Annotated in this window: 18 protein-coding genes; 10 read left to right on the top strand and 8 right to left on the bottom strand. The window is 64.2% G+C overall.

Annotated elements, in window-relative coordinates; genetic code table 11:
* Both AB7Z56_RS32805 and AB7Z56_RS32800 read left to right on the top strand, forming a co-directional pair.
* A complete protein-coding gene (locus AB7Z56_RS32805; RefSeq protein ID WP_063984786.1) occupies positions 1–2,364 on the top strand; it encodes a transketolase in 2,364 nt (787 codons plus the stop codon).
* 269 nt (positions 2,365–2,633) lie between these two features.
* Positions 2,634–4,064, top strand: coding sequence for an aldehyde dehydrogenase family protein (locus AB7Z56_RS32800; protein ID WP_063984785.1), 1,431 nt, complete (start codon positions 2,634–2,636; stop codon positions 4,062–4,064).
* A gap of 197 nt (positions 4,065–4,261) precedes the next feature.
* Here AB7Z56_RS32800 and AB7Z56_RS32795 read toward each other — a convergent pair whose 3' ends face one another.
* Complete coding sequence (locus AB7Z56_RS32795) at positions 4,262–5,230, bottom strand: SMP-30/gluconolactonase/LRE family protein (RefSeq protein ID WP_063984784.1); 969 nt, start codon at positions 5,228–5,230, stop codon at positions 4,262–4,264.
* 91 nt (positions 5,231–5,321) lie between these two features.
* Here AB7Z56_RS32795 and AB7Z56_RS32790 point away from each other — a divergent pair, with 91 nt between their 5' ends.
* Positions 5,322–6,146: an NAD-dependent epimerase/dehydratase family protein gene (locus tag AB7Z56_RS32790; protein WP_063984783.1), complete on the top strand. Its 825-nt coding sequence runs from the start codon at positions 5,322–5,324 to the stop codon at positions 6,144–6,146.
* 70 nt (positions 6,147–6,216) lie between these two features.
* Here AB7Z56_RS32790 and AB7Z56_RS32785 read toward each other — a convergent pair whose 3' ends face one another.
* Both AB7Z56_RS32785 and AB7Z56_RS32780 read right to left on the bottom strand, forming a co-directional pair.
* Complete coding sequence (locus AB7Z56_RS32785) at positions 6,217–7,047, bottom strand: potassium channel family protein (protein ID WP_187387771.1); 831 nt, start codon at positions 7,045–7,047, stop codon at positions 6,217–6,219.
* A 31-nt stretch (positions 7,048–7,078) separates the two neighbouring features.
* Positions 7,079–7,984 carry a transglutaminase family protein gene (locus tag AB7Z56_RS32780; RefSeq protein WP_063984782.1) on the bottom strand — a complete coding sequence of 302 codons (906 nt, stop codon included), beginning with the start codon at positions 7,982–7,984 and terminating at the stop codon, positions 7,079–7,081.
* Between the two features lie 193 nt (positions 7,985–8,177).
* Between AB7Z56_RS32780 and AB7Z56_RS32775 the strand changes: the two genes are divergently transcribed.
* Positions 8,178–8,441, top strand: a complete 264-nt coding sequence (locus AB7Z56_RS32775; protein ID WP_063986569.1) for a GlsB/YeaQ/YmgE family stress response membrane protein — start codon at positions 8,178–8,180, stop codon at positions 8,439–8,441.
* Between the two features lie 23 nt (positions 8,442–8,464).
* Positions 8,465–8,851: a hypothetical protein gene (locus tag AB7Z56_RS32770; RefSeq protein WP_371496045.1), complete on the top strand. Its 387-nt coding sequence runs from the start codon at positions 8,465–8,467 to the stop codon at positions 8,849–8,851.
* 428 nt (positions 8,852–9,279) lie between these two features.
* Here AB7Z56_RS32770 and AB7Z56_RS32765 read toward each other — a convergent pair whose 3' ends face one another.
* Together AB7Z56_RS32765 and AB7Z56_RS32760 are read right to left on the bottom strand one after the other, a co-directional pair.
* Complete coding sequence (locus tag AB7Z56_RS32765; protein ID WP_063984779.1) at positions 9,280–10,179, bottom strand: hypothetical protein; 900 nt, start codon at positions 10,177–10,179, stop codon at positions 9,280–9,282.
* A 32-nt stretch (positions 10,180–10,211) separates the two neighbouring features.
* Positions 10,212–10,892: a GntR family transcriptional regulator gene (locus tag AB7Z56_RS32760; RefSeq protein WP_063984778.1), complete on the bottom strand. Its 681-nt coding sequence runs from the start codon at positions 10,890–10,892 to the stop codon at positions 10,212–10,214.
* 174 nt (positions 10,893–11,066) lie between these two features.
* Here AB7Z56_RS32760 and AB7Z56_RS32755 point away from each other — a divergent pair, with 174 nt between their 5' ends.
* From AB7Z56_RS32755 to AB7Z56_RS32740, 4 genes are all read left to right on the top strand, one after another.
* A complete protein-coding gene (locus tag AB7Z56_RS32755) occupies positions 11,067–12,785 on the top strand; it encodes an IlvD/Edd family dehydratase (RefSeq protein ID WP_063986568.1) in 1,719 nt (572 codons plus the stop codon).
* 61 nt (positions 12,786–12,846) lie between these two features.
* Complete coding sequence (locus tag AB7Z56_RS32750; RefSeq protein ID WP_063984777.1) at positions 12,847–13,842, top strand: TRAP transporter substrate-binding protein; 996 nt, start codon at positions 12,847–12,849, stop codon at positions 13,840–13,842.
* Between the two features lie 192 nt (positions 13,843–14,034).
* The gene (locus AB7Z56_RS32745; protein WP_063984776.1) at positions 14,035–14,613 is read left to right on the top strand and encodes a TRAP transporter small permease; all 579 of its coding nucleotides are present in this window, start codon (positions 14,035–14,037) and stop codon (positions 14,611–14,613) included.
* Positions 14,610–15,950, top strand: a complete 1,341-nt coding sequence (locus AB7Z56_RS32740) for a TRAP transporter large permease (protein WP_063984775.1) — start codon at positions 14,610–14,612, stop codon at positions 15,948–15,950. Before AB7Z56_RS32745 ends, AB7Z56_RS32740 begins: the two co-directional genes overlap by 4 nt.
* Here the strand turns inward: AB7Z56_RS32740 and AB7Z56_RS32735 are convergent.
* Positions 15,943–16,524 (bottom strand): histidine phosphatase family protein, encoded by a 582-nt coding sequence (locus tag AB7Z56_RS32735; protein WP_063984774.1) that lies wholly within the window; start codon positions 16,522–16,524, stop codon positions 15,943–15,945. The two genes, AB7Z56_RS32740 and AB7Z56_RS32735, sit on opposite strands and share 8 nt — an antisense overlap.
* A complete protein-coding gene (locus tag AB7Z56_RS32730) occupies positions 16,521–17,315 on the bottom strand; it encodes an enoyl-CoA hydratase/isomerase family protein (RefSeq protein ID WP_063986567.1) in 795 nt (264 codons plus the stop codon). The genes AB7Z56_RS32735 and AB7Z56_RS32730 overlap by 4 nt, the downstream gene beginning before the upstream one ends.
* A 228-nt stretch (positions 17,316–17,543) precedes the next feature.
* Between AB7Z56_RS32730 and AB7Z56_RS32725 the strand changes: the two genes are divergently transcribed.
* Positions 17,544–18,764, top strand: coding sequence for an NAD(P)/FAD-dependent oxidoreductase (locus AB7Z56_RS32725; RefSeq protein WP_063984773.1), 1,221 nt, complete (start codon positions 17,544–17,546; stop codon positions 18,762–18,764).
* Positions 18,765–18,813: 49 nt separating this feature from the next.
* Here AB7Z56_RS32725 and AB7Z56_RS32720 read toward each other — a convergent pair whose 3' ends face one another.
* Positions 18,814–19,719, bottom strand: coding sequence for a ribokinase (locus AB7Z56_RS32720; protein WP_063984772.1), 906 nt, complete (start codon positions 19,717–19,719; stop codon positions 18,814–18,816).
* Between the last annotated feature and the right edge of the window lie 17 nt (positions 19,720–19,736).

Raw genomic sequence — 19,736 nt, 5'->3', positions numbered from 1 at the left:
ATGCCCGTTGATACCGCCCGTCTGGACACGTTGACCGCGCTGGCCCGCAAGGCGCTGTGGCTGTCGTCATGGACCATCCATCACGCCAACCACATCCGCGCCAACGCGGACGGGCTCAAGGTCGGGGGCCATCAGGCCTCGTCCGCCTCGCTCGCCACCATCATGTCGGCGCTGTATTTTAGCGTCCTGCGCCCTGAGGATCGCGTCGCGGTGAAGCCGCATGCGAGCCCGGTGTTCCACGCCATCCAGTATCTGTTCGGCCGGCAGACGCGCGAGAAGCTGGAGAACTTTCGCGGGTTCAAGGGCGCGCAGTCCTATCCCTCGCGCACCAAGGATGTCGACGACGTCGATTTCTCCACCGGCTCCGTCGGCCTCGGTGTCGCGCAGACGCTGTTTGCCTCGCTGGTGCAGGACTACGTCAAGGCGCATGGCTGGATGAAGGATCGCCGCGAAGGGCGGATGATTGCCCTCGTCGGCGATGCCGAGATGGACGAGGGCAACATTTTCGAGGCGCTCGCCGAAGGCTGGAAGCACGGTCTGCGCAACACCTGGTGGGTGGTCGACTACAACAGGCAGTCGCTCGACGCCGTCGTGCGCGAGGGGCTCTGGGAAAAGTTCGAGACCATGTTCCGCAATTTCGGCTGGGACGTGGTGATCGTGAAATATGGCCGCCTGATGCGCGAGGCCTTTGCCGAGCCCGGCGGCGAGGCGCTTAAAGCTTGGATCGACAATTGCCCGAACGCGCTCTACGCGGCGCTGTGCTTCCAGGGCGGCGCCGCCTTCCGCAAGCATCTGCACGACGAGATCGGCGACCAGGGCCCGATCACCAAGCTGATCGACAGGCGCAGCGACGAGGAGCTGCTGGCGCTGATGTCGAACCTCGGCGGCCACGACATGGCGAGCATGCTGGAGGCGTTCGAGTCGATCGATCACGATCGCCCGGTCTGCTTCATCGCCTACACCATCAAGGGCGTCGGCCTGCCGTTCCAGGGCCACAAGGACAACCACGCCGGCCTGATGACGGTCGCGCAGATGGAGAAATATCGCGAGAGCCAGAACATCCGTCCGGGCCACGAATGGGACAAGTACGAAGGCCTCGCGCAGAACGCCGCCGAGCTCGACGCCTTCCTCGCGCGCGTGTCGTTCAACCAGGATGGCCGCCGGCTTACCGCGCCTGTTATCGAGGTGCCCCAGCAGCTGGCGTTCAAGCCGTCGACCCAGATGTCGACCCAGCAGGGCTTTGGCCTCGTGCTGAACGAGATCGCGCGCGGCGACAGCGAACTCGCACAGCGCATCGTCACGACCTCGCCCGACGTCACGGTCTCGACCAATCTCGGTCCGTGGGTGAACCGGCGCGGCCTGTTCGCGCGCGGCGAGAAGGCGGATTTATTCCGCAGCGAGAAAATTCCCTCCACGTTCAATTGGGACTTCTCGCCCAAGGGGCAGCATCTCGAGCTCGGCATCGCGGAGATGAACCTGTTCATCATGCTCTCGGCGCTGGGCCTGTCGCACCAGATCAACGGCGAGCGGCTCTTGCCGGTCGGCACCCTCTACGATCCCTTCATCGAGCGCGGCCTCGATGCATTGAACTACGCCTGCTACCAGGATGCGCGCTTCATGGTGGCGGCGACGCCTTCGGGCATCACGCTGGCGCCTGAAGGCGGTGCGCACCAGTCGATCGCGACGCCGTTGATCGGCATGGCGCAGGACGGGCTCGCCTCGTTCGAGCCGGCTTTCGTCGACGAACTCGCCGTGATCATGGCTTGGGGCTTCAATCACATGCAGCGCGATCCGGGCGAGGGCGGCTCGGTCTATTTGCGGCTCTCGACGCGCAGCATCGAGCAGGCGCAGCGGATCATGACGCCGGAGCTTGCGCAGGGCATCACCGACGGCGCCTATTGGCTGCGCAAGCCGGGGCCCAATGCCGAACTCGTGATCGCCTATACCGGCGCGGTCGCGCCCGAAGCGATCGAGGCGACCGGCTTCATCGGCGAGAGCCGCCGCGACATCGGCCTGCTCGCGATCACCTCGGCGGATCGTCTGCATGCGGGTTGGACCGCTGCGCGGAAATTGCGGCGCGATCGGCGGGGTGTGCAGCATCTCAGCCACATCGAAAAGCTGCTCGCGCCGCTGCCGCGCGACTGCGGCATCGTGACCGTGATCGACGGCCATCCCTCCGCGCTCGGCTGGCTCGGCAGCGTTCGCGGCCATCGCGTCGAGGCGCTCGGCGTCGAGCAGTTCGGCCAGACCGGCACCATCGCGGACCTCTACCGCCATTACGGCATCGATGCGAACGCCATCATCGATGCGGCGGAAAGCCTCACCACCGGCGCACCGGTGCTGCATCGGAAGATGGCGGTGTAGTTGAGGTAACTGCCCTGTCATTCCGGGGCGACGCGTAGCGTCGAGCCCGGAATCCATACTCCCGATCGTGGTTATGGATTCCGGGCCCGCGCCAAGTGGCGCGTCCCGGATTGACACCTGAGGGAGCCTTGCCTCGTTCCCGCCATCGGCTCATATATCCTCCGTCCGCCGCAACGCTGGCCCCGCATATGGCGGGTTCAATTGCCGGCGCTTTCGTGCAAGGATGCCTGCCGAAACGCCCCCTCCAAGCCCCCAAGAAGAGGTTAACGATGGTCAATCGCATGCAATTCTACATCGACGGCGCCTGGGTCGATCCCGCCGTCAAGAAGTCCACCGCCGTGGTCAATCCCGCGACGGAAGAGGCGATGTACGAGGTTGCGCTGGGCTCCAAGGCTGACGTCGACAAGGCCGTCACTGCTGCCAAGCGCGCCTTTGCAACTTTCTCCCAGACCAGCCGCGAGGAGCGCGTCGCGCTGCTCACGAAAGTCATCGAGGTCTACAAGGGCCGGCTCAAGGAGATCGGCGCCGCCGTCTCCGACGAGATGGGCGCGCCGCTGCCGATGGCGGAGAAGCTCCAGGCCGGCGCCGGCCTCGGCCACCTCATGACCACGCTCGACGTGCTCAAGGACTATCATTTCGAGGAACCGGTCGGCACCGCCATGGTGCTGCGCGAGCCGGTCGGCGTGGTCGGCATGATCACGCCCTGGAACTGGCCGCTCAACCAGATCGCCTGCAAGGTCGCGCCTGCGCTCGCCGCCGGCTGCACCATGATCCTGAAGCCGTCGGAGTTCACCCCGACCTCGGCTTTGATCTTCGCGGAAATCCTCCACGAAGCGGGTGTGCCGAAGGGCGTGTTCAACCTCGTCAACGGCCTCGGCCCCGAGGTCGGCGCCGCCATGAGCGAGCATCCTGATATCGACATGATCTCGTTCACCGGCTCGACCCGCGCCGGCATCGACGTGGCCAAGCGCGCCGCGCCGACCGTGAAGCGCGTCAGCCAGGAGCTCGGCGGCAAGTCGCCGAACGTCATCCTCGAAGGTGCCGACCTGACCAAGGCGGTGACCGGCGGCGTGATGCACATGTTCAACAACTCCGGCCAGTCCTGCAACGCACCCTCGCGCATGATCGTGCCGCTGTCGAAGATGAAGGAAGTCGCTGCGATCGCGAAGGCTGTCGCCGACAAGACCAAGGCCGGTGATCCCCGCGCTGAAGGCACTACCATTGGTCCGGTCGTCAACCGCGGCCAGTGGGACAAGATCCAGGGCCTCATCAAGAAGGGCATCGACGAGGGCGCAACGCTCGTCGCCGGCGGCCCGGGCCTGCCTGAGGGCGTCAACAAGGGCTTCTACGTCCGTCCGACCATCTTCGCCGACGTCACTCCCGACATGACGATCGCCCGTGAAGAGATCTTCGGACCGGTGCTGACCATCATCGGCGCCAAGGACGAGTCTGAGGCCGTGCACATCGCCAACGACACGCCGTATGGCCTTGCCGGCTACGTCTCGGGCGCCTCGGTGGAGGACGCCAAGCGCGTCGGCCGGCAGATCCGCGCCGGCAACGTCAACCTCCAGGGCGTGCCCAACGACCGCTCCGCGCCGTTCGGCGGCTACAAGCAGTCGGGCAACGGCCGCGAGTGGGGCAAGTACGGCCTCGAGGACTTCCTCGAAGTGAAGGCCGTTGCGGGCTTCAACGCGGCGTAAGTTTTTTCGCCTGAACGAACAAAGCGCCGGAGCGGGAGACCGCTCCGGCGTTTTTCGTTTTGTCGACGTGTCTGCAACGCGGGAATTCGTAGGCTGGGCAAAGGAGCGTAGCGACGTGCCCACCATTCCGCGACGAACAAGAAGCGGTGGGCACGCTTTCGCTTTGCCCACCCTACGAGACCGTCTCTGCGTAACGCCTATCCCCCGACCGCGCCTTGCGTGTTCACATACAGCGCGTAGATCGACTGGCTTGCCGCCATGAACAGGCGATTGCGCTTGACGCCGCCGAAGCAGAGATTGGCGCAGCGCTCAGGCAGCGCGATGCGGCCGATCATGACGCCGTCGGGCGCGAATACGACGACGCCGTCGAGCTCGGGATCGCCCATGCCCCAGCCGCACCAGAGATTGCCGTCGATGTCGCAGCGCATGCCGTCCGGTGTGCCCGGGCCGGCATCGATGTGGACGCGCTTGTTGGAGATCGTGGTGCCGTCAAGCGAGACGTCATAGGCGAGGATCTTTCGGTTCGGCACGCCGCGCGATTCCACGACATACAGAATCGTCTCGTCGGGCGAGAAGCACAGCCCGTTGGGGCCGAGCACGCCTTCGGCGACGATGGTCGCCTTGCCCGTTGCAGGATCGAGCCGATAGACGTTCGGCTCGATCTCGGGCTCGGCCTTGTAACCCTCGTAATTGCCGAGCAGGCCGAAGGTCGGATCGGTGAACCAGATCGATCCGTCGGACTTCACCACGACGTCGTTCGGCGAGTTCAGCCGCTTGCCGCCGAACGAGTCCATCAGCACGGTGATGCTGCCGTCATATTCGGTGCGCACCACGCGGCGGCCGCCATGCTCGCAGGTGACGAGCCGGCCCTGACGATCCCTGGTGTTGCCGTTGGCGAAATTCGAGGGCTTTCGGAAAACCGAGACGGTTCCGGTTTCCTCCTCCCACTTGATGATGCGCTGGTTCGGGATGTCGCTGCAGAGCAGATACCGCCCGTCGCCGAACCACACCGGACCCTCGGCCCAGCGCAGGCCGGTCGCCAGCCGCTCCACCGCCGACAGCTTCAGCCAGTATTTTTCGAAGCGGGGGTCCAGTGCTTTTATCGCCGGATCGGGGTAATAGGTCGCCGGCCGCCAGCCTTGAGTGTGGGACGATGCATCGTTCATGTGCAGGTCTCTTTGTTGCGTTCCCTCTGTCCAAGTCTGCTAGCATCAGTTATCTACGGCCGCAAATCGGTCACCACAGGCGAGGGAAGACATGCCGCGTATTTTGATGACGGGAGCTTCGGGCGGAATCGGCACGAGCCTGCGAAAGCTGCTGCCGCCGATCTATCCGGATCTCCTGCTCTCCGACATCAAGCCGCCAGCCGATCTCGGCGCGAACGAACAATTCAAGGCGGCGGATCTCGCCGATCTCGCGCAGTGCGAGGCGATCTGCGAGGGCGTCGACGGCATCATCCATTTCGGCGGCTATTCGGTCGAAGGCACCTGGGACCAAATCCTCCAGGCCAACATCATCGGCGGCTACAATCTGTTCGAGGCCGCCTACCGCAAGGGCGTCAAGCGCGTGGTGTTCGCCTCGTCCAACCACGCCGTCGGCTTCTATCCCCGCCACCACAACATCGGGACCGACGTCACCCCGCGCCCCGACGGCCGTTATGGCGTCAGCAAGGTGTTCGGCGAGGCCGTCGGCGCGCTCTACGCCGACAAGCATGGCCTGAAGGTGACCTGCCTGCGCATCGGCAATTTCGGCGACATGCCGCTCGACCAGCGCCGGCTCTCGATCTGGCTGAAGCCCGACGACCTCGTGCAGCTCTGCCGCATCGGGCTCGAACATCCCGACATCCATTTCGAGGTCTTCTACGGCGCCTCCCTCAACGAGCGCGCCTGGTGGGACAACCACCGCGCCTACGAATTCGGCTATCGCCCGACGGGGCGCGCCGAGGATTTCCGCGAGCACGCGATGGCCGAGCAGGCCAAGCTGAAGCCGGATCCGGTCGGCGACCACTACCAGGGCGGCGCGTTCTGCAGCAATGAGTTCGACGGCGATGCGAGCCGCATCATTGATTGGAGTAAGCGCTGAAATGCCATGCCCCCTCTCTACAGTCATGAGGTGAGGGGGCCTCTCCGCGGCACTCGCGCCGGCATGCAGCCTAGTCCATGCCTTCATCGGGAATGTTCAAGACGGTGCCACAAGCTTTGCAATGCACCGCGTCGACATCGTGGCGCTGCAGGGCGCAAACCGGACAGGGGAAGCGTACCTTGGAGGGCGCGAGCAGTGCCTTGGCGAGATTCAGGAAAAGGGTCACGCCAAAGATCATGATGACGACGGTGATCAGGCGGCCGACGGTCCCGGGCAAGGTGATGTCGCCGAAGCCGGTCGTGGTCAGTGCGGTGACCGTGAAGTAGAGCGCGTCGGCATAGTTGGCGATCTGATGATTGTGAGACTTCTGCGTCTCGTAGACGATCCCGGTCATCACGAAAATAAACACGCCGAGGTTCACGACGGCAAAAACAACTTCCTCGTTTCGCCGGAAGAAGGGGCTGTCGACCCGGAGGCGCGCTACCATCTGGTAGTCGCGCAGCAGCCGCAATGTTCGAAATGCGCGCAAGAAGCCGCCGGCCTCTCCGGCGAGCGGCGCAAGGAACGAGATGATGACGACGATGTCGGTCCAGGTCGAAAGCCGCGCCAGGTCGTGCAGCGGCTGACGGCTGATGATCATCCGTGCGGCGAAGTCCGCAAGGATCAGGACGCCGAACACGACATCGAGCGACTCGACGGCCCTGTTGCGAGGCAGGAACGAGGTCGCGATGATGAACAGAACCGTGACGACGTCCAGCGCAAGCAGGGCGTATCGGAATTTTATGCAGCCGAACGTGTCGCCTTCGTAAAGTTGCCGGATCCTGCCCTTCAGGGCCTCAAATGGGACGGCGACGACGTCGAGCGGCCCATGTCCCTTCGTACTGTTGCGATAAAATGCCATGGTCAGCGACCGCCGCGCCTATCTCGGTAGCCTACGCTTCCGAAGGATCGAGCATTTCGCCAATCTTGTTGACGGCGACATTGATCGACATGCCCAAATAGTCGCCGGGATCGCCGAACCACGAGCCAGTCAGCGGCACGGCCTGGCCCGGATGCCGCGCAATGGCCACCGGAATGAGGTCGAATCCGGCGCTCAGACTGTTGGTTGGATCGTAATCCAGCCAGCCGGCACCGGGCAGGAATACCTGCACCCATGCGTGGGTCGCGCCGGAGCCGGTCATGCCCACGGCACCGCCATCGAGCGCCGCATCATAGAGATAACCGCTGACGAAGCGAGCGGCGAAGCCGAGCCGGCGCAACGTCTCGATCATCAGCCAGGCGAAGTCCCGGCAAGTGCCCGATTTCGTGCGCAGCGTTTCGCCGGGTGACTGTGTGCCTTCGGCATCTCTGCCGCGATAGTTGAAGTCGCTGCGAAACTTGCCGAGCATTCGGCGCAGCACGTCGGCGGTCCGATCCTGATCGCCGGCAACGAAGCTCTTGGTCCACGCCGCATGGCTGCCGTCTGCATCGTCGGCATGCGGGCGCAGGTAACCGGCAAGGTCGGTCCATTCGTCCGGGGTGTACTGCACGGGGACCTCCTCGGCCCGGGGCTCCAGCGGAAATGTCTCCAGACCCTTGATGCCGAAATAGACGCCACGAACCCTAAACGTGAATGTCAGCTCGCTGCCGGGTTCGCTGAAGTCCATCACCGTGACGGCATTGGAGCGGGAGTCGGTGACCCAATGCACCTTTGACGGCAGGCTGGTAGCAGCGGACCAGCGAAGCAGCCGGGTCGCGGCGCCGCGCCGCGGCAGGAACATCGCCCGGTGCGTGCCGAACGTCACCGGCTTTGCATAGCGGTAGGTCGTGGTGTGCGTGATCTCGCCAATGATCGCCATGCATTGATCCGCTTCGCGTTGCGGAGCGCATTGAGCGCCTTCCCGCGCAAGAGAGAGCAGGCGCCAGCTTTCGGCCCGGCCGCTTCCACCCATTGATCTAGATCAACGTCGTTCCCGGGATCGTCTGGCCCATCAAGCGATCACGCATTCCTTCAGACGTTGATGTGCAAACCGACCGAATGGAGCGATGGACATGGGTATCCTTTGGACGATCATCATTGGATTTATCGTCGGCGTGGTCGCGAAATTCATCATGCCCGGTGACAAGTCCGAGCCCACGGGGTTCATCCTGACGACGGTCTTGGGAATCGTCGGCGCGTTCGTCGCGACCTGGCTCGGTCAAGCCGTGGGCTGGTATCATTTCGGAGAGGCCGCCGGCTTCATCGGCAGCGTGGTCGGAGCCATCATCCTCCTCTTCCTGTACGGCCTTGTCATGGGTCGTCAGGGGCGCGCTTGAAAATCACGCTATCAGCCGTCGCGATGCTCGCGATGATCGTCTCAGAGCCGGCGCGAGCCGGAGCGCTCAGCGACGCCGAGGCGACGTTCCTCGACCAGCTCGTCACCGCATCCGTGGTGCTGGAGCAGCGATGCGACGGTTACGAGGTCGATGGCGCCGGCGGCGTTCAGCTCGGCGCGCGGCTTCTCGGCAGCCCTGAGGCGGCGATGGCCATGATCGACGCCTATGCTGCGGCCATCAAGGCCCGCGACGGCGAGACCTACGATCCCGGTAAATTCCGCCCCGAGGTGTCCGACGCGGCCGGCAAAACGTTCAGGCGCGTCCGGGCGGACTTGATCAAGAACCCGAAAGGAGCCTGCGCCGACTACGGCGATGCCAGCGTGGATCGTGGCCTGCTGAGGCGATACTAAACGGGAACAAGCTCTGATTGAGAATGGCCTGTCACTCGCGCTATGCTATCGTCTGCTCCGGGACGTGCATTTCCCGTCCCAGGCAACAAGAACAGGGAGGATGGCTATGAAGACGTTAGCGATGTCAGCGTTGATCCTTGCTACCTTGTCGGTCGCGCCGGTGAGCGCCGCACCGATCGGCTCCGCGGCTCACCTGAACCCAAACCAAGGTCCCGGATGCTCGCTCTCCGGCGCCGCGGTTGCGAATTGCAAGAACGTCCTCAACTTCAAGTCTTACTACGAGTGCCGCAGTAACCGCATGGAGCGAGGTTGGACTGGCGTTGAGAGCGGCTACTACTGCCGGGCTCTCGACCTCAAATAAGAGCGCGGGTCAGTTCAGAATTTTGGGAGGCCGCCTGCGTTGGCGGCCTCTTCTACCGCGATGAGTGTCAGGCACGCATCCCGATCGCCGGACGAAATGGCGGACCGTCCCAAGGCTGCGGTGCGGCGGCATAGCGGTCGAAGCGCATTGTGTGGCTGGCGAGCCCCTGGCTCATCACGCGGAGGCTGTTCGCATAGCCGAACATCGCTATGAGCGGTACCGTCGCATCGATCGCGACCGTGTCTTCGTCGACGACCCTGGAGTGGGCGGTCCCACGCCGCGATGTCAGGTCGTCAACGATCGATTGCGCGAACGGCGTCGGTGTCACCACTTCGACCTTCATGATCGGCTCAAGCAAGACCGATTCCGCCGTTTGCAGCGCCCTGCGGAACGCGGCATTAGCCGCGATCTCGAAGGCGAGCGGTGAAGAATCGACGTCGTGATACTTGCCGTCGATCAGCTGGACCCTGACGTTCACCACCGGAAAGCCCGCAATCACGCCGCAGGCCAGTACGCTTTCGAGCCCTTTCTCGATCCCGGGCATATATTTGTTCGGTAGCGCATCCACACCAATGTTGCGTTCAAGCTGGTATCCCTCGCCAAGCTCATTCGGCTCGATGGCAAGCTTGACGGCGGCAAACTCCCCCTTAGGCCCGTAGATCTTTTTGTGAGTGTATTCCGCTTCCGCACGTTTGGTCGGATGCTCAAGAAATGCCACCTGCAGGGCACCAATATTGACGGCTATTCCAGAGGTCCGGTTGAGGGCGTCGATCGCGCTCTCGATGTGGTTTTCGTTCGTTCCCTTCAGGATGATCTGAGCGGAGTCTTGATCAACCGACACGGCGAGCGCTCCGTCCTTGGCGGTGAGCTTCAAGAGCGCAGCAACGAGCTTCTCATGATCGGCCCTGGACTTCGCTTCGATGGCGACGTCAACAAGCAGGGGTGGCGTGCTCACATCATGCGGCATTGTAAGACCTGTAGCGTTGCCTTGGTCTAGCGTCAGCTCTCCTCACCCGCAATCCGCGCCAGATAATCCGACTTGCTGAACTGCATGTGATCCACGCACAGCTGCGCCAGCGCCCAGCTGTCGCGGCCCTTCAACAGCTCGATCATCAGCTCGTGCTGGCGCCGCGATTGCGCCAACCCCTCGCGGTCGGCGAGGTTCTTGGCGCGCATCGGCAGCGTCAGGTTCATGTAGTCCTGGAGCGAGCGCACCAGATAGGGATTGCCGCAGGCCGAGAACAGCGCGAGGTGGAAGGCGTCGTTGGCCTCGTGAATGCCGCGCAAATCCTGCACATCTGCCTTCGCGCAATATTGCCGCTGCAGCCCAGTCAGCTCGTCGATCAGGTCTTGCGGCGCGGGCAGGGGGATCATCAGCGCGGCCTGCCGCGTCAGCATCTCGCGGACCTCGTAGATCTGCCGGACTTCCTCGGCCGAGTAGAACCGCACGGTGGCGCCGACGTTCTTCTCGCGGCGGACGATGCCGCGGCGCTCGGCATCGACCAAGGCCTGCCGCACGAAGTGCCGGGAGGTGCCGTAGCGCGACATCAGCGCGTCTTCGGTGAGGCGCGCGCCCGGCGGCAGGCGGCCGAAGATGATGTCCTCTTCCAGCCGCGCGACGACATCGTCCGGATCGTCGCGCCGGACCAGCATGGCGTCTGCGGTGCGGATGTCGGACATGCCCTCAGCCTCCGGCTCATGCCGGTCCGCCTTGTGGAGCAGGGAGAACCCGGATTGTCAATAATTTGTGTCGGATGGCGGTGTATGGGGCAGAAAGCGCGACGATCTGGCCCAATCTTATTGACAATCAGGGGGCAGGCTGTAGCACAATGGCAAGCGAGAAGGAGCGGTATGATGACGAGTGGTTTGCGCAAAGGGCTGACGAGCTATGGCGATGCCGGCTTCTCGCTGTTCCTGCGCAAGGCGTTCATCAAGGCCATGGGCTATTCCGACGACGCGCTGGAGCGCCCGATCGTCGGCATCACCAACACCTATAGCGACTACAATCCCTGCCACGGCAACGTCCCGCAGATCATCGAGGCCGCCAAGCGCGGCGTGATGCTGTCGGGCGCGATGCCGTTCGTGTTTCCGACCATCTCGATCGCCGAGAGCTTTGCGCATCCGACCTCGATGTATCTGCGCAACCTGATGGCGATGGACACCGAGGAGATGATCCGCGCGCAGCCGATGGATTCGGTGATCGTGATCGGCGGCTGCGACAAGACCCTTCCCGCGCAGGTCATGGCCGCAATCAGCGCCGACCTGCCGACGGTGGTCATTCCCGTCGGTCCCATGGTGGTCGGCCATCACAAGGGCGAGGTGCTCGGCGCCTGCACCGATTGCCGCCGTCTCTGGGGCAAATATCGCGCCGGCGAAATCGACGATGTCGAGATCGAAGCGGTCAATGGCCGCCTCGCGCCGTCGGTCGGCACCTGCATGGTGATGGGCACGGCCTCGACCATGGCCTGCATGATCGAAGCCATGGGCCTGTCGCTGCCGATGAGCGCGACGATTCCCGCGCCGCACGCCGAACGCTTTCGCCTGGCCGAAGCGAGCGGCAGGGTTGCCGCCGAGATGGCCAAGACCAAGGGGCCGAAGCCGAGCGAATTGCTGACGCCGGCGTCTTTCAAGAATGCGCAGGTCGTGCTCCAGGCGATCGGCGGCTCGACCAACGGCCTGATCCATTTGACGGCAATGGCGCACCGCTCGCCCCACCGCCTCGATCTCGAGGTGTTCGACCAGATTGGCCGCGAAGTGCCGGTGCTGGTCGACCTCAAGCCGTCGGGCGAACACTACATGGAGCATTTCCACCACGCCGGTGGCGTGCCGAAATTGCTGGCGCAGCTCGGCGATCTCGTCGATCTCGACGCGAAGACCATCAGCGGCCAGACGCTGCGCGATGTCGTCGCGAATGCGGAGGACGTGCCGGGCCAGGATGCGATCCGTCCGCGCGACAATCCGATCAAGAAGGAAGGCGGCCTTGCCGTCCTGCACGGCAACCTCGCCCCGCGCGGTGCCGTCATCAAGCAGTCGGCCGCGAGCCCCAAGCTGTTGCAGCACACCGGGCGTGCGGTGGTGTTCGAATCCGTCGAGGACATGACCTTGCGGGTCGACCATCCCGATCTCGACGTGAACTCCGACGACGTGCTGGTGCTGCGCAACGCCGGCCCTAAGGGCGCGCCCGGCATGCCCGAGGCGGGTTATCTGCCGATCCCGAAGAAGCTCGCGCGCGGCGGCACCAAGGATATGGTGCGCATTTCGGATGCGCGCATGAGCGGCACCGCGTTCGGCACCATCGTGCTTCACATCACGCCGGAATCCGCTGTCGGCGGACCGCTCGCGCTGGTAAAGAACGGCGACATGATCCGGCTGGATGTTGCCAAGCGCAGCATCGAGCTGCTGGTCGATGCCGCCGAGCTGGAGCGTCGGCGCGCCGCATTGAAGCCGGCCGCAGCACCCGATGAGGCGCGGCGCGGCTACGCCTGGCTGTTCAACGAGACCATCATGCAGGCCGACGAGGGCTGCGACTTCGATTTCATGCAGAGGACTGGGAAGCAGACTGAGAAGGGGTGACGAACCACCCGAACGAGCGCTCAGACCGCACAAGCGGCGGGCGATAAAACAGGGGGAAACGATGATTGCACGATCCATGCGTGGGTTGGTGGCCATGGCCGCCGTACTTTTCGTCACCGGGGCCGGGGCACAGGAGGTGAAGCATTATCGCTTTGCCTACGATCAGCCGCGCAACACCGGCTATTCCATCGCGGGCGACCTCTTTGCCGACAAGCTCAAGGAATTGAGCAAGGGCACCATGATCATCGACCAGTATCCGGGTGCGCAGCTCGGGCAGGAGCCGCAGGTGCTCCAGCTCGTGAAGGCCGGCGACATCGAATTCGCCATCATCTCCTCGGCCAACACCGCGACGATCTCGCCGCAGGCCGGCGTGATGTCGCTGCACTTCCTGTTCCGCGACGAGAACCACGTGGTCAAGGGGCTGGCCGATCCCCGCGTGTTCGAAGCCCTCAAGACCATGATCGACGAGACCACGCAGGGCCTGCACGTGATCGCGACGGGCTCGCAGGGTGTACGCCACATGTACTCCAAGAAGGAGATCCACAATGTCGGCGACATCAAGGGGCTGAAGATCCGCGTCCAGGCGACCGCGACAGAGGACATGATGTTCCCGGCCTACGGCGCCCAGACCGTGCATATGCCGTTCGGCAGCGTCTATACGAGCTTGCAAACCGGCGTCGTCGACGTCGCCGAGAACAGCATCAACGTCTACCTCGTCAACAAGCACTACGAGGTCGCCCCGGTCCTCAACATCACCGAGCACGAGGCCAACAACGCGCTGGTGTTCGTCTCCGACAAGCTCTGGCAGAGCCTGTCGGCGGAGCAGAAGGGGTGGGTGCAGGCGGCGGCCAACGAGGTCAGCACGAAAGAGCCGCAGAAGGCGTTCGACCTCGAGCGCACCGCGGCCGACAAGCTGAAGAAGATGGGCGTGAAGATCGTCGACAACGTCGACAAGAAGAGCTTCACGGTGATCGCCGATCCCTATCTCGACAAGCTCGCCAAGGAGCTCGGCCCGCATGCCGAGAAGATCAAGAATTTGATCCGGTCGGTGAACTAGCCCGCCTGTGGCCATCCTTCGAGACGCCCGCCTATGGCGGGCCCTCAGGATGAGGTCGTGCTTTCCGGCGAGATTTTAGACCCTCATGGTGAGGAGCCCGCCAAAGCGGGCGTCTCGAACCATGCAGGCCGAGCACGTTCGGCAGCTTCCCAGCTGTCACATGCGATAGCTCCGGGACGAAGGGGAAATTGAATGGCCGTCGCCGACAAACTGCTCGTTCAACGCCAGCGTCACCTCAAGTGGCGCTGGCTCGACTGGCTCGAGCTTGCGCTGATGATCCTTTGCGGCGTGCTCTGCTTCGGCTTCTCGCTGTCGGTCACCGCCGACATCGTCACACGCACCATCGGCCACCCCTGGCTGTGGCTCCAGGAAGTCACCTCGACGCTGTTCATCTATGCGATCTTCGTCGGGACCGCGGTCGCGACCCGACGCAACGATCACCTCTATCTCACCGCGATCTCCGAAGCGATGCACGGCACGGCGCGGCTGATCGTCGAAGTGATCATTCGTCTCGTCGTGCTCGGCGTCGCCTTCTGCCTGATTTGGTACGGCTATCAGAACTATCTTCGCGGCTTCGGCAGCTTTCGCTTGCCGTCGGGCACCCCGATCGCCTCGCTCTATGCGATCATCCCGCTGTCTGGCGTGCTGATCGGCCTGTTCACCATCGAGCAGCTCGTCAACGGCTTGCGCAACGGCTTTGACCATCACGAGCCGCCCGAAGAGGACGGAGCGCCCGTCATCACGGACGTGCAGATGAGGGCGCAGCCGTGAGCGCACCTGTTGTCCTGGCGTTGATGTCGATCTGCTTCCTGTCGTTCGGCTATCTCGGCGTGCCCGTGCCGTTCTCGCTGATGGCCGGCGTCTTCATCGGTGCGATCCTGTCGGATGTCTCGCTGGCCGCGATCATCCAGAAGATATTTGACGGCGTGGACTCCGAGGCGTTGCTGGCGATCCCGTTCTTTCTGCTGGTCGGCGAGCTCATGAGCTCGGCCAACGTGGTGGTACGAATAGCCAACCTGTCAGTATCGCTGGTCGGGCACATCAGGGGCGGGCTGTCGCAGGTCGTCGTCGTCTTCAGCATGTTCTTCTCGGAAATGTCGGGCTCGACCACCGCCGACGTCGCCGTGATGAGCCGTGCGCTGGGCGGCCCGATGAAGCGCGAGGGCTACGAGCCCGCCTTCATCGCCGCGATCATCGCGTCTGCCTCGACCATCGCGGCGCTGGTGCCGCCGAGCATCACGGCGGTGGTCTATGGCGCCGTCGGCAACGTCTCGATCGCCGGCCTGTTCATGGCGGGCGTGGTGCCTGGGCTGATGATCGGCTTCGGGTTGATGATCTATTGCTACTTCTTCGGCCCTTCCGGCCTGCGCAAGCCGCGCGCGCCGCTGCGGCAGGTGGTGTTCGCCGCGGGTGACGCCGCCCTGCCGCTGATGATCCCTGTCATTTTGCTCGGCGGCATCCTCACCGGCTGGTTCACGCCGACGGAAGCCGGCGTCGTTGCGGTGGTCTGGATTGTCGTCGTCGTGATCCCCGCGCTGAACCGCGGGCATATCAAAAAGATCCCATACGATTTCTGCCTTGCAGGCCTGATCTTCTCGCTGCCGCTGATCACCATCGGCGCCGCCAATGCCTTCGGCTGGATGCTCGCTTACTTACGCGGTGCGAGTTACATCGCCGACATGATCACCTCGATTGCCGGCAACGATCCGCATCTGATCATGCTGCTGATGGTGCTGCTCTTCACCGTGGTCGGTGACTTCATCGAGCCGGTGCCGACCATCATCATCTTCATGCCGCTGGTCAACGCGCTGACCGAGGCCGGCGACATCAACGCCGTGCATATGGGCGTGGTGCTGATCGCCACGCTCGCCTTTGGCCTGATCACGCCGCCATACGGCCTGGTGCTGCTGATGGCCTCGAAATTCGTCGGCATCAGTTTTGCCAAGGCCTTACGCGCCGCCTTGCCGATCTATGTGGTGTTCCTGGCCACGATCGCGTTCGCGATCTATTTCCCGAGCGTGGTGCTGTGGCTGCCGCAGAAAGTGCTGCCGGAATCGGTCGGCTGCTTCAAGTCGCCGGCGGGGACAGGCTACATCTGTCCTAAGTGACGAGCTGCTCGACGCGCCATTGCTCGCCTTCACGGAGGTAGCGAAACGGCGTGCCGTGGCTGTTCTTGAAATAGCTGCCGGCGAGCGATTTCGCCATTCCCTGCATCACCGCGTCGTGGCAGACGAACAGGAAGTCGTCGTCAGGATGACGGTCGAGCCATGCGGAGACGCAAGCCAGCGACCGATCGGTCATGGCGTCCCAGTTTTCGCCGTCGGCGGGCAGGATCGAGACGAGGCCCGTCGCTGAGTTGACGCCGTGCTTGATCATGAGGTCGCGGACAGGGAGGCCCTCAAAGCTTCCGAAATCGAACTCGATGATGCCGTCGTCGATCGAGAGCGGCGCCGAAATGGCGTCCGCGATGATCTTGGCCGTTCGCGCCGCGCGCACCAGCGGGCTCGCGACGATGCGGCTGATGCCGGTACCGCGCAACATGTCCGCGGCCTCGTGCGCCTGCGCAAGGCCGTCCGCGTTCAGCGGGTTGTCGGTTCGTCCCTGAAACAGCCCCTGCCTGTTCCAGTCGGTCGCGCCGTGGCGCAGGCCGCAGAACGAGCGCGCCGGTGCCGGCGCGCTCACTTGCCTTTGCTCGTGAATTTTTTCACGGCGACGCGGAAATCCTCCGTGTTCATCGCCATGATGATCTTCTGCTCCTCGGCATCGAGCTGCTGCTTCACCGGTGTGGTCCCGGCCTGGTAGACCAGCGACTTGGTGCCGGCGATCGCCGCCGGCGGATTCTGCGCCAGGCGCTCGGCGAGTTTTCGCGTGGCCGCCTTCAGCTCCGCGGCGGGGACGACCTTCGCAACCAGGCCCCATTCATAGGCCTGCTGCGCGGTAAAACTGTCCTCCGACAGGAAGATCTGGAGCGCACGTCGCGATCCGACCGTACCGACGATCCCGACCGTCGAGCCGCCGTCCGGCGACACCCCGATCTTGGCATAGGCCGGCGTGAACTTGGCATCCTCCGCGGCGATGCAGAGATCGGTGACGAAGGCGAGGCCCATGCCGGCGCCGGCTGCCGAGCCGTGCACGCTGGACAGCGAGATCTTCGGCATGCGCCGGATGATCTCGATGAAGGCATGATAATGCTTCAGCAGCTCGCCGACGACCGGCGTGACCGTGCCGGTTTCGGCCGCAGCGCCGATCGTCTGCAGATCGCCGCCGGCTGAGAAGGCGCGGCCTTCTCCTTCGAGCACGACGACCCTGATGTCGTCGGCGCCTTCGAGATAGGCCGCGAGCTGTTCGAGCTTCTGCGCAATTGCAAGGTTGATCGAGTTGAACGCGGCGGGGCGGTTGAGCGTGATGGTTGCGATCGGGCCGTCGATCCGCAGCAGGGCGGGATCGTCGGGTTTTGAGACGGGAGCTGGCATCTGGAATATCCCCGGCATGAGGTCGTTGCTGCAACTAAATCGCAGAAGGTCGGGGGGGACAATCCCCGCATGCCGCTCTTGCGCAGGACGGAATGATGGGCTCAAATGGGGCCGCCTTCGTTTAGGAACGGACACGAGCGCCGGCTCCTCCTGGGCAAGCCAAGCCAATATCAGCGAGAGAGGAGACGACATGGGTGACGCTCGTGTCTCCGGAAATGGGCTGTTCCAATGACGGGTGGTCCGGTGATCATTGTCGGTGCCGGCCATGGCGGCTACCAGGTCGCGGCATCCCTGCGTCAGGCGGGCTTTTCCGACCGCGTCTGCCTGATCAACGACGAGGCGCATCTGCCCTATCAGCGGCCGCCGCTGTCCAAGGCCTATATCAAGGGCTCGGCCGGGCCGGAGAGCCTGATGTTCCGGCCGGAGAAATTCTACCAGGATCAGAAGATCGAGCTGATTGGGGGCCGCGCGGTGTCGATCGATCGCGCCGGCCACAAGGTGCATCTCGCATCCGGCGAGACGCTGCCTTACGGCCACCTCGTGCTGGCCACGGGCGCGCGCAACCGGCTGCTTGATTTGCCGAATGCGAATTTGCCCGACGTGAAATATCTGCGCATCCTCGACGACAGCGAGGCGCTGCGACAGATCATGCCGTCGAAGTCGCGTGTCGTGGTGATCGGCGCCGGCTTCATCGGCCTCGAATTCGCGGCCACCGCGCGGATCAAGGGCCTCGAGGTGGACGTGCTCGAACTCGCCCCGCGCGTGATGGCGCGCGCGGTGACGGCGGAGGTCTCGGAGTATTTTCAGGCGCGGCATCGCGAGGCCGGCATCCGCATTCACCTCGGTGTGCAGGCAACCTCGATCGAGGCTGAGGGCGGCAAGGTCACCGGCGTTTCCTTGAGCGACGGAAGGCATCTGCCGGCCGACCTCGTCGTGGTCGGTGTCGGCGTGCTGCCGAACATCGAGCTTGCGGCGGAGGCGGGGCTTGCCGTCGCCGCCGGCATCATCGTCGACGAATATCTCTCGACGTCCGATCCTGACATCTCCGCGATCGGCGACTGCGCGCTGTTCGCCAGTCCGCGCTTCGGCGGATCGCAGCGGCTGGAATCGGTGCAGAACGCCACCGATCACGCCCGCTGCCTCGCGGCGCGGCTGACCGGCGACCGCAAGGCCTACGACAGTCACCCCTGGTTCTGGAGCGACCAGGGCGACGACAAGCTCCAGATGGCGGGGCTGACCACCGGCTACGACCGCGTCGTGCTGCGCGGCGATCCCGCGAAGAAAGCGTTCTCGGCGTTCTGCTACAAGGGCGACAGACTGCTCGGCATCGAGTCGGTCAACCGTGCCGGCGACCACATGTTCGGCCGCCGCCTGTTCGGCCTGGAGCGCTCGATCACGCCGGAGCAGGCCGCGGATGAAGGCTTCGACCTGAAGAGCGCGCTGGCCTGATCTTTTCCCTCGGCCTGCTCTCGGGGCGAGGTGAAGAAGTCGCCGCGCTCTACAAGACCGCGGCGACTTCCGCTGCCGTCGGCATCGACGGCCCGGCGCCCATCCGCTGCACGCTGATCGAGGCGGCCGCGTTGGCGAAGGCGAGCGCGGTACGCAGGGACACGCCCTCCGCCAGCTGCGCCGCAAGTGCGCCGACGAAGCAATCGCCCGCGCCGGTGGTGTCGACCGCCTTCACCGCGCGGCCGGACACCGCGAATTCCTTGCGGCCGGCGAGCGCGAGCACGCCCCGCTTGCCGAGCGTCACGCAGATGATCTGGTCCTCGCGTGCCTGCAGTTGTCGCGCGACGTCGATGATTGTTGCGGCCTCGTCGCCGTCGGAGAGCTCCACGCCTGCGAGGAAGCCGAGCTCGGTCTCGTTCAGCACGAGGATGTCGACGAGCGCCAGCAGCTCGGCGGACATCGTTTGCGCCGGTGCGGGGTTGAGCAGCGTCGTGGCGCCGGCGCTACGGGCGCGTTGGAAGAAGGCGGCAATCGTCGGCAGCGGAATCTCGAACTGGCTGACGGCCACATCGCCCTTCGCCAGCGGCGCATCCGCGACGTCATCCGCACTGACCAGCGCATTGCTGCCGGGGATGACGACAATGGTATTGTCAGATTCTGCGACGGTGATGATGGCGGTGCCGCTATGCGTGTCGGCGTCGCGGACGGAGCCGAGATCGATGCCCTGGGCGCCGAGGAATGCCCGGAGCTCGGCCCCGAACGAATCCTTTCCGAGCCGCCCGATCAGCGTGGTTTTCACGCCGAGCCGTGACGCCGCGACTGCCTGGTTCGCGCCCTTGCCGCCAGGAAAATACAGCACCTGCCGGCCGGCGACGGTCTCGCCGACTTTGGGGTGGCGATCGGCGGTCGCCACCACATCCATGTTGATGCTGCCGGCGATAAAGACGCGCCCCATGATATGCCCTTACAAAA

Origin of the sequence: Bradyrhizobium sp. 482_C4_N1_8 (assembly GCF_052075965.1) — a bacterium.
GTDB lineage: Bacteria > Pseudomonadota > Alphaproteobacteria > Rhizobiales > Xanthobacteraceae > Bradyrhizobium > Bradyrhizobium barranii.
The sequence above is the reverse complement of the archived record's forward strand: the minus strand, read 5'-3'. Positions and strand labels throughout refer to the sequence as shown.

Coding starts and splice junctions, on each gene's coding strand:
- AB7Z56_RS32805 (WP_063984786.1), top strand. CDS start 1: ATGCCCGTTGATACCGCCCGTCTGGACACGTTGACCGCGCTGGCCCGC.
- AB7Z56_RS32800 (WP_063984785.1), top strand. CDS start 2,634: ATGGTCAATCGCATGCAATTCTACATCGACGGCGCCTGGGTCGATCCC.
- AB7Z56_RS32795 (WP_063984784.1), bottom strand. CDS start 5,230: ATGAACGATGCATCGTCCCACACTCAAGGCTGGCGGCCGGCGACCTAT.
- AB7Z56_RS32790 (WP_063984783.1), top strand. CDS start 5,322: ATGCCGCGTATTTTGATGACGGGAGCTTCGGGCGGAATCGGCACGAGC.
- AB7Z56_RS32785 (WP_187387771.1), bottom strand. CDS start 7,047: ATGGCATTTTATCGCAACAGTACGAAGGGACATGGGCCGCTCGACGTC.
- AB7Z56_RS32780 (WP_063984782.1), bottom strand. CDS start 7,984: ATGGCGATCATTGGCGAGATCACGCACACCACGACCTACCGCTATGCA.
- AB7Z56_RS32775 (WP_063986569.1), top strand. CDS start 8,178: ATGGGTATCCTTTGGACGATCATCATTGGATTTATCGTCGGCGTGGTC.
- AB7Z56_RS32770 (WP_371496045.1), top strand. CDS start 8,465: ATGCTCGCGATGATCGTCTCAGAGCCGGCGCGAGCCGGAGCGCTCAGC.
- AB7Z56_RS32765 (WP_063984779.1), bottom strand. CDS start 10,179: ATGCCGCATGATGTGAGCACGCCACCCCTGCTTGTTGACGTCGCCATC.
- AB7Z56_RS32760 (WP_063984778.1), bottom strand. CDS start 10,892: ATGTCCGACATCCGCACCGCAGACGCCATGCTGGTCCGGCGCGACGAT.
- AB7Z56_RS32755 (WP_063986568.1), top strand. CDS start 11,067: ATGACGAGTGGTTTGCGCAAAGGGCTGACGAGCTATGGCGATGCCGGC.
- AB7Z56_RS32750 (WP_063984777.1), top strand. CDS start 12,847: ATGATTGCACGATCCATGCGTGGGTTGGTGGCCATGGCCGCCGTACTT.
- AB7Z56_RS32745 (WP_063984776.1), top strand. CDS start 14,035: ATGGCCGTCGCCGACAAACTGCTCGTTCAACGCCAGCGTCACCTCAAG.
- AB7Z56_RS32730 (WP_063986567.1), bottom strand. CDS start 17,315: ATGCCAGCTCCCGTCTCAAAACCCGACGATCCCGCCCTGCTGCGGATC.
- AB7Z56_RS32725 (WP_063984773.1), top strand. CDS start 17,544: ATGACGGGTGGTCCGGTGATCATTGTCGGTGCCGGCCATGGCGGCTAC.
- AB7Z56_RS32720 (WP_063984772.1), bottom strand. CDS start 19,719: ATGGGGCGCGTCTTTATCGCCGGCAGCATCAACATGGATGTGGTGGCG.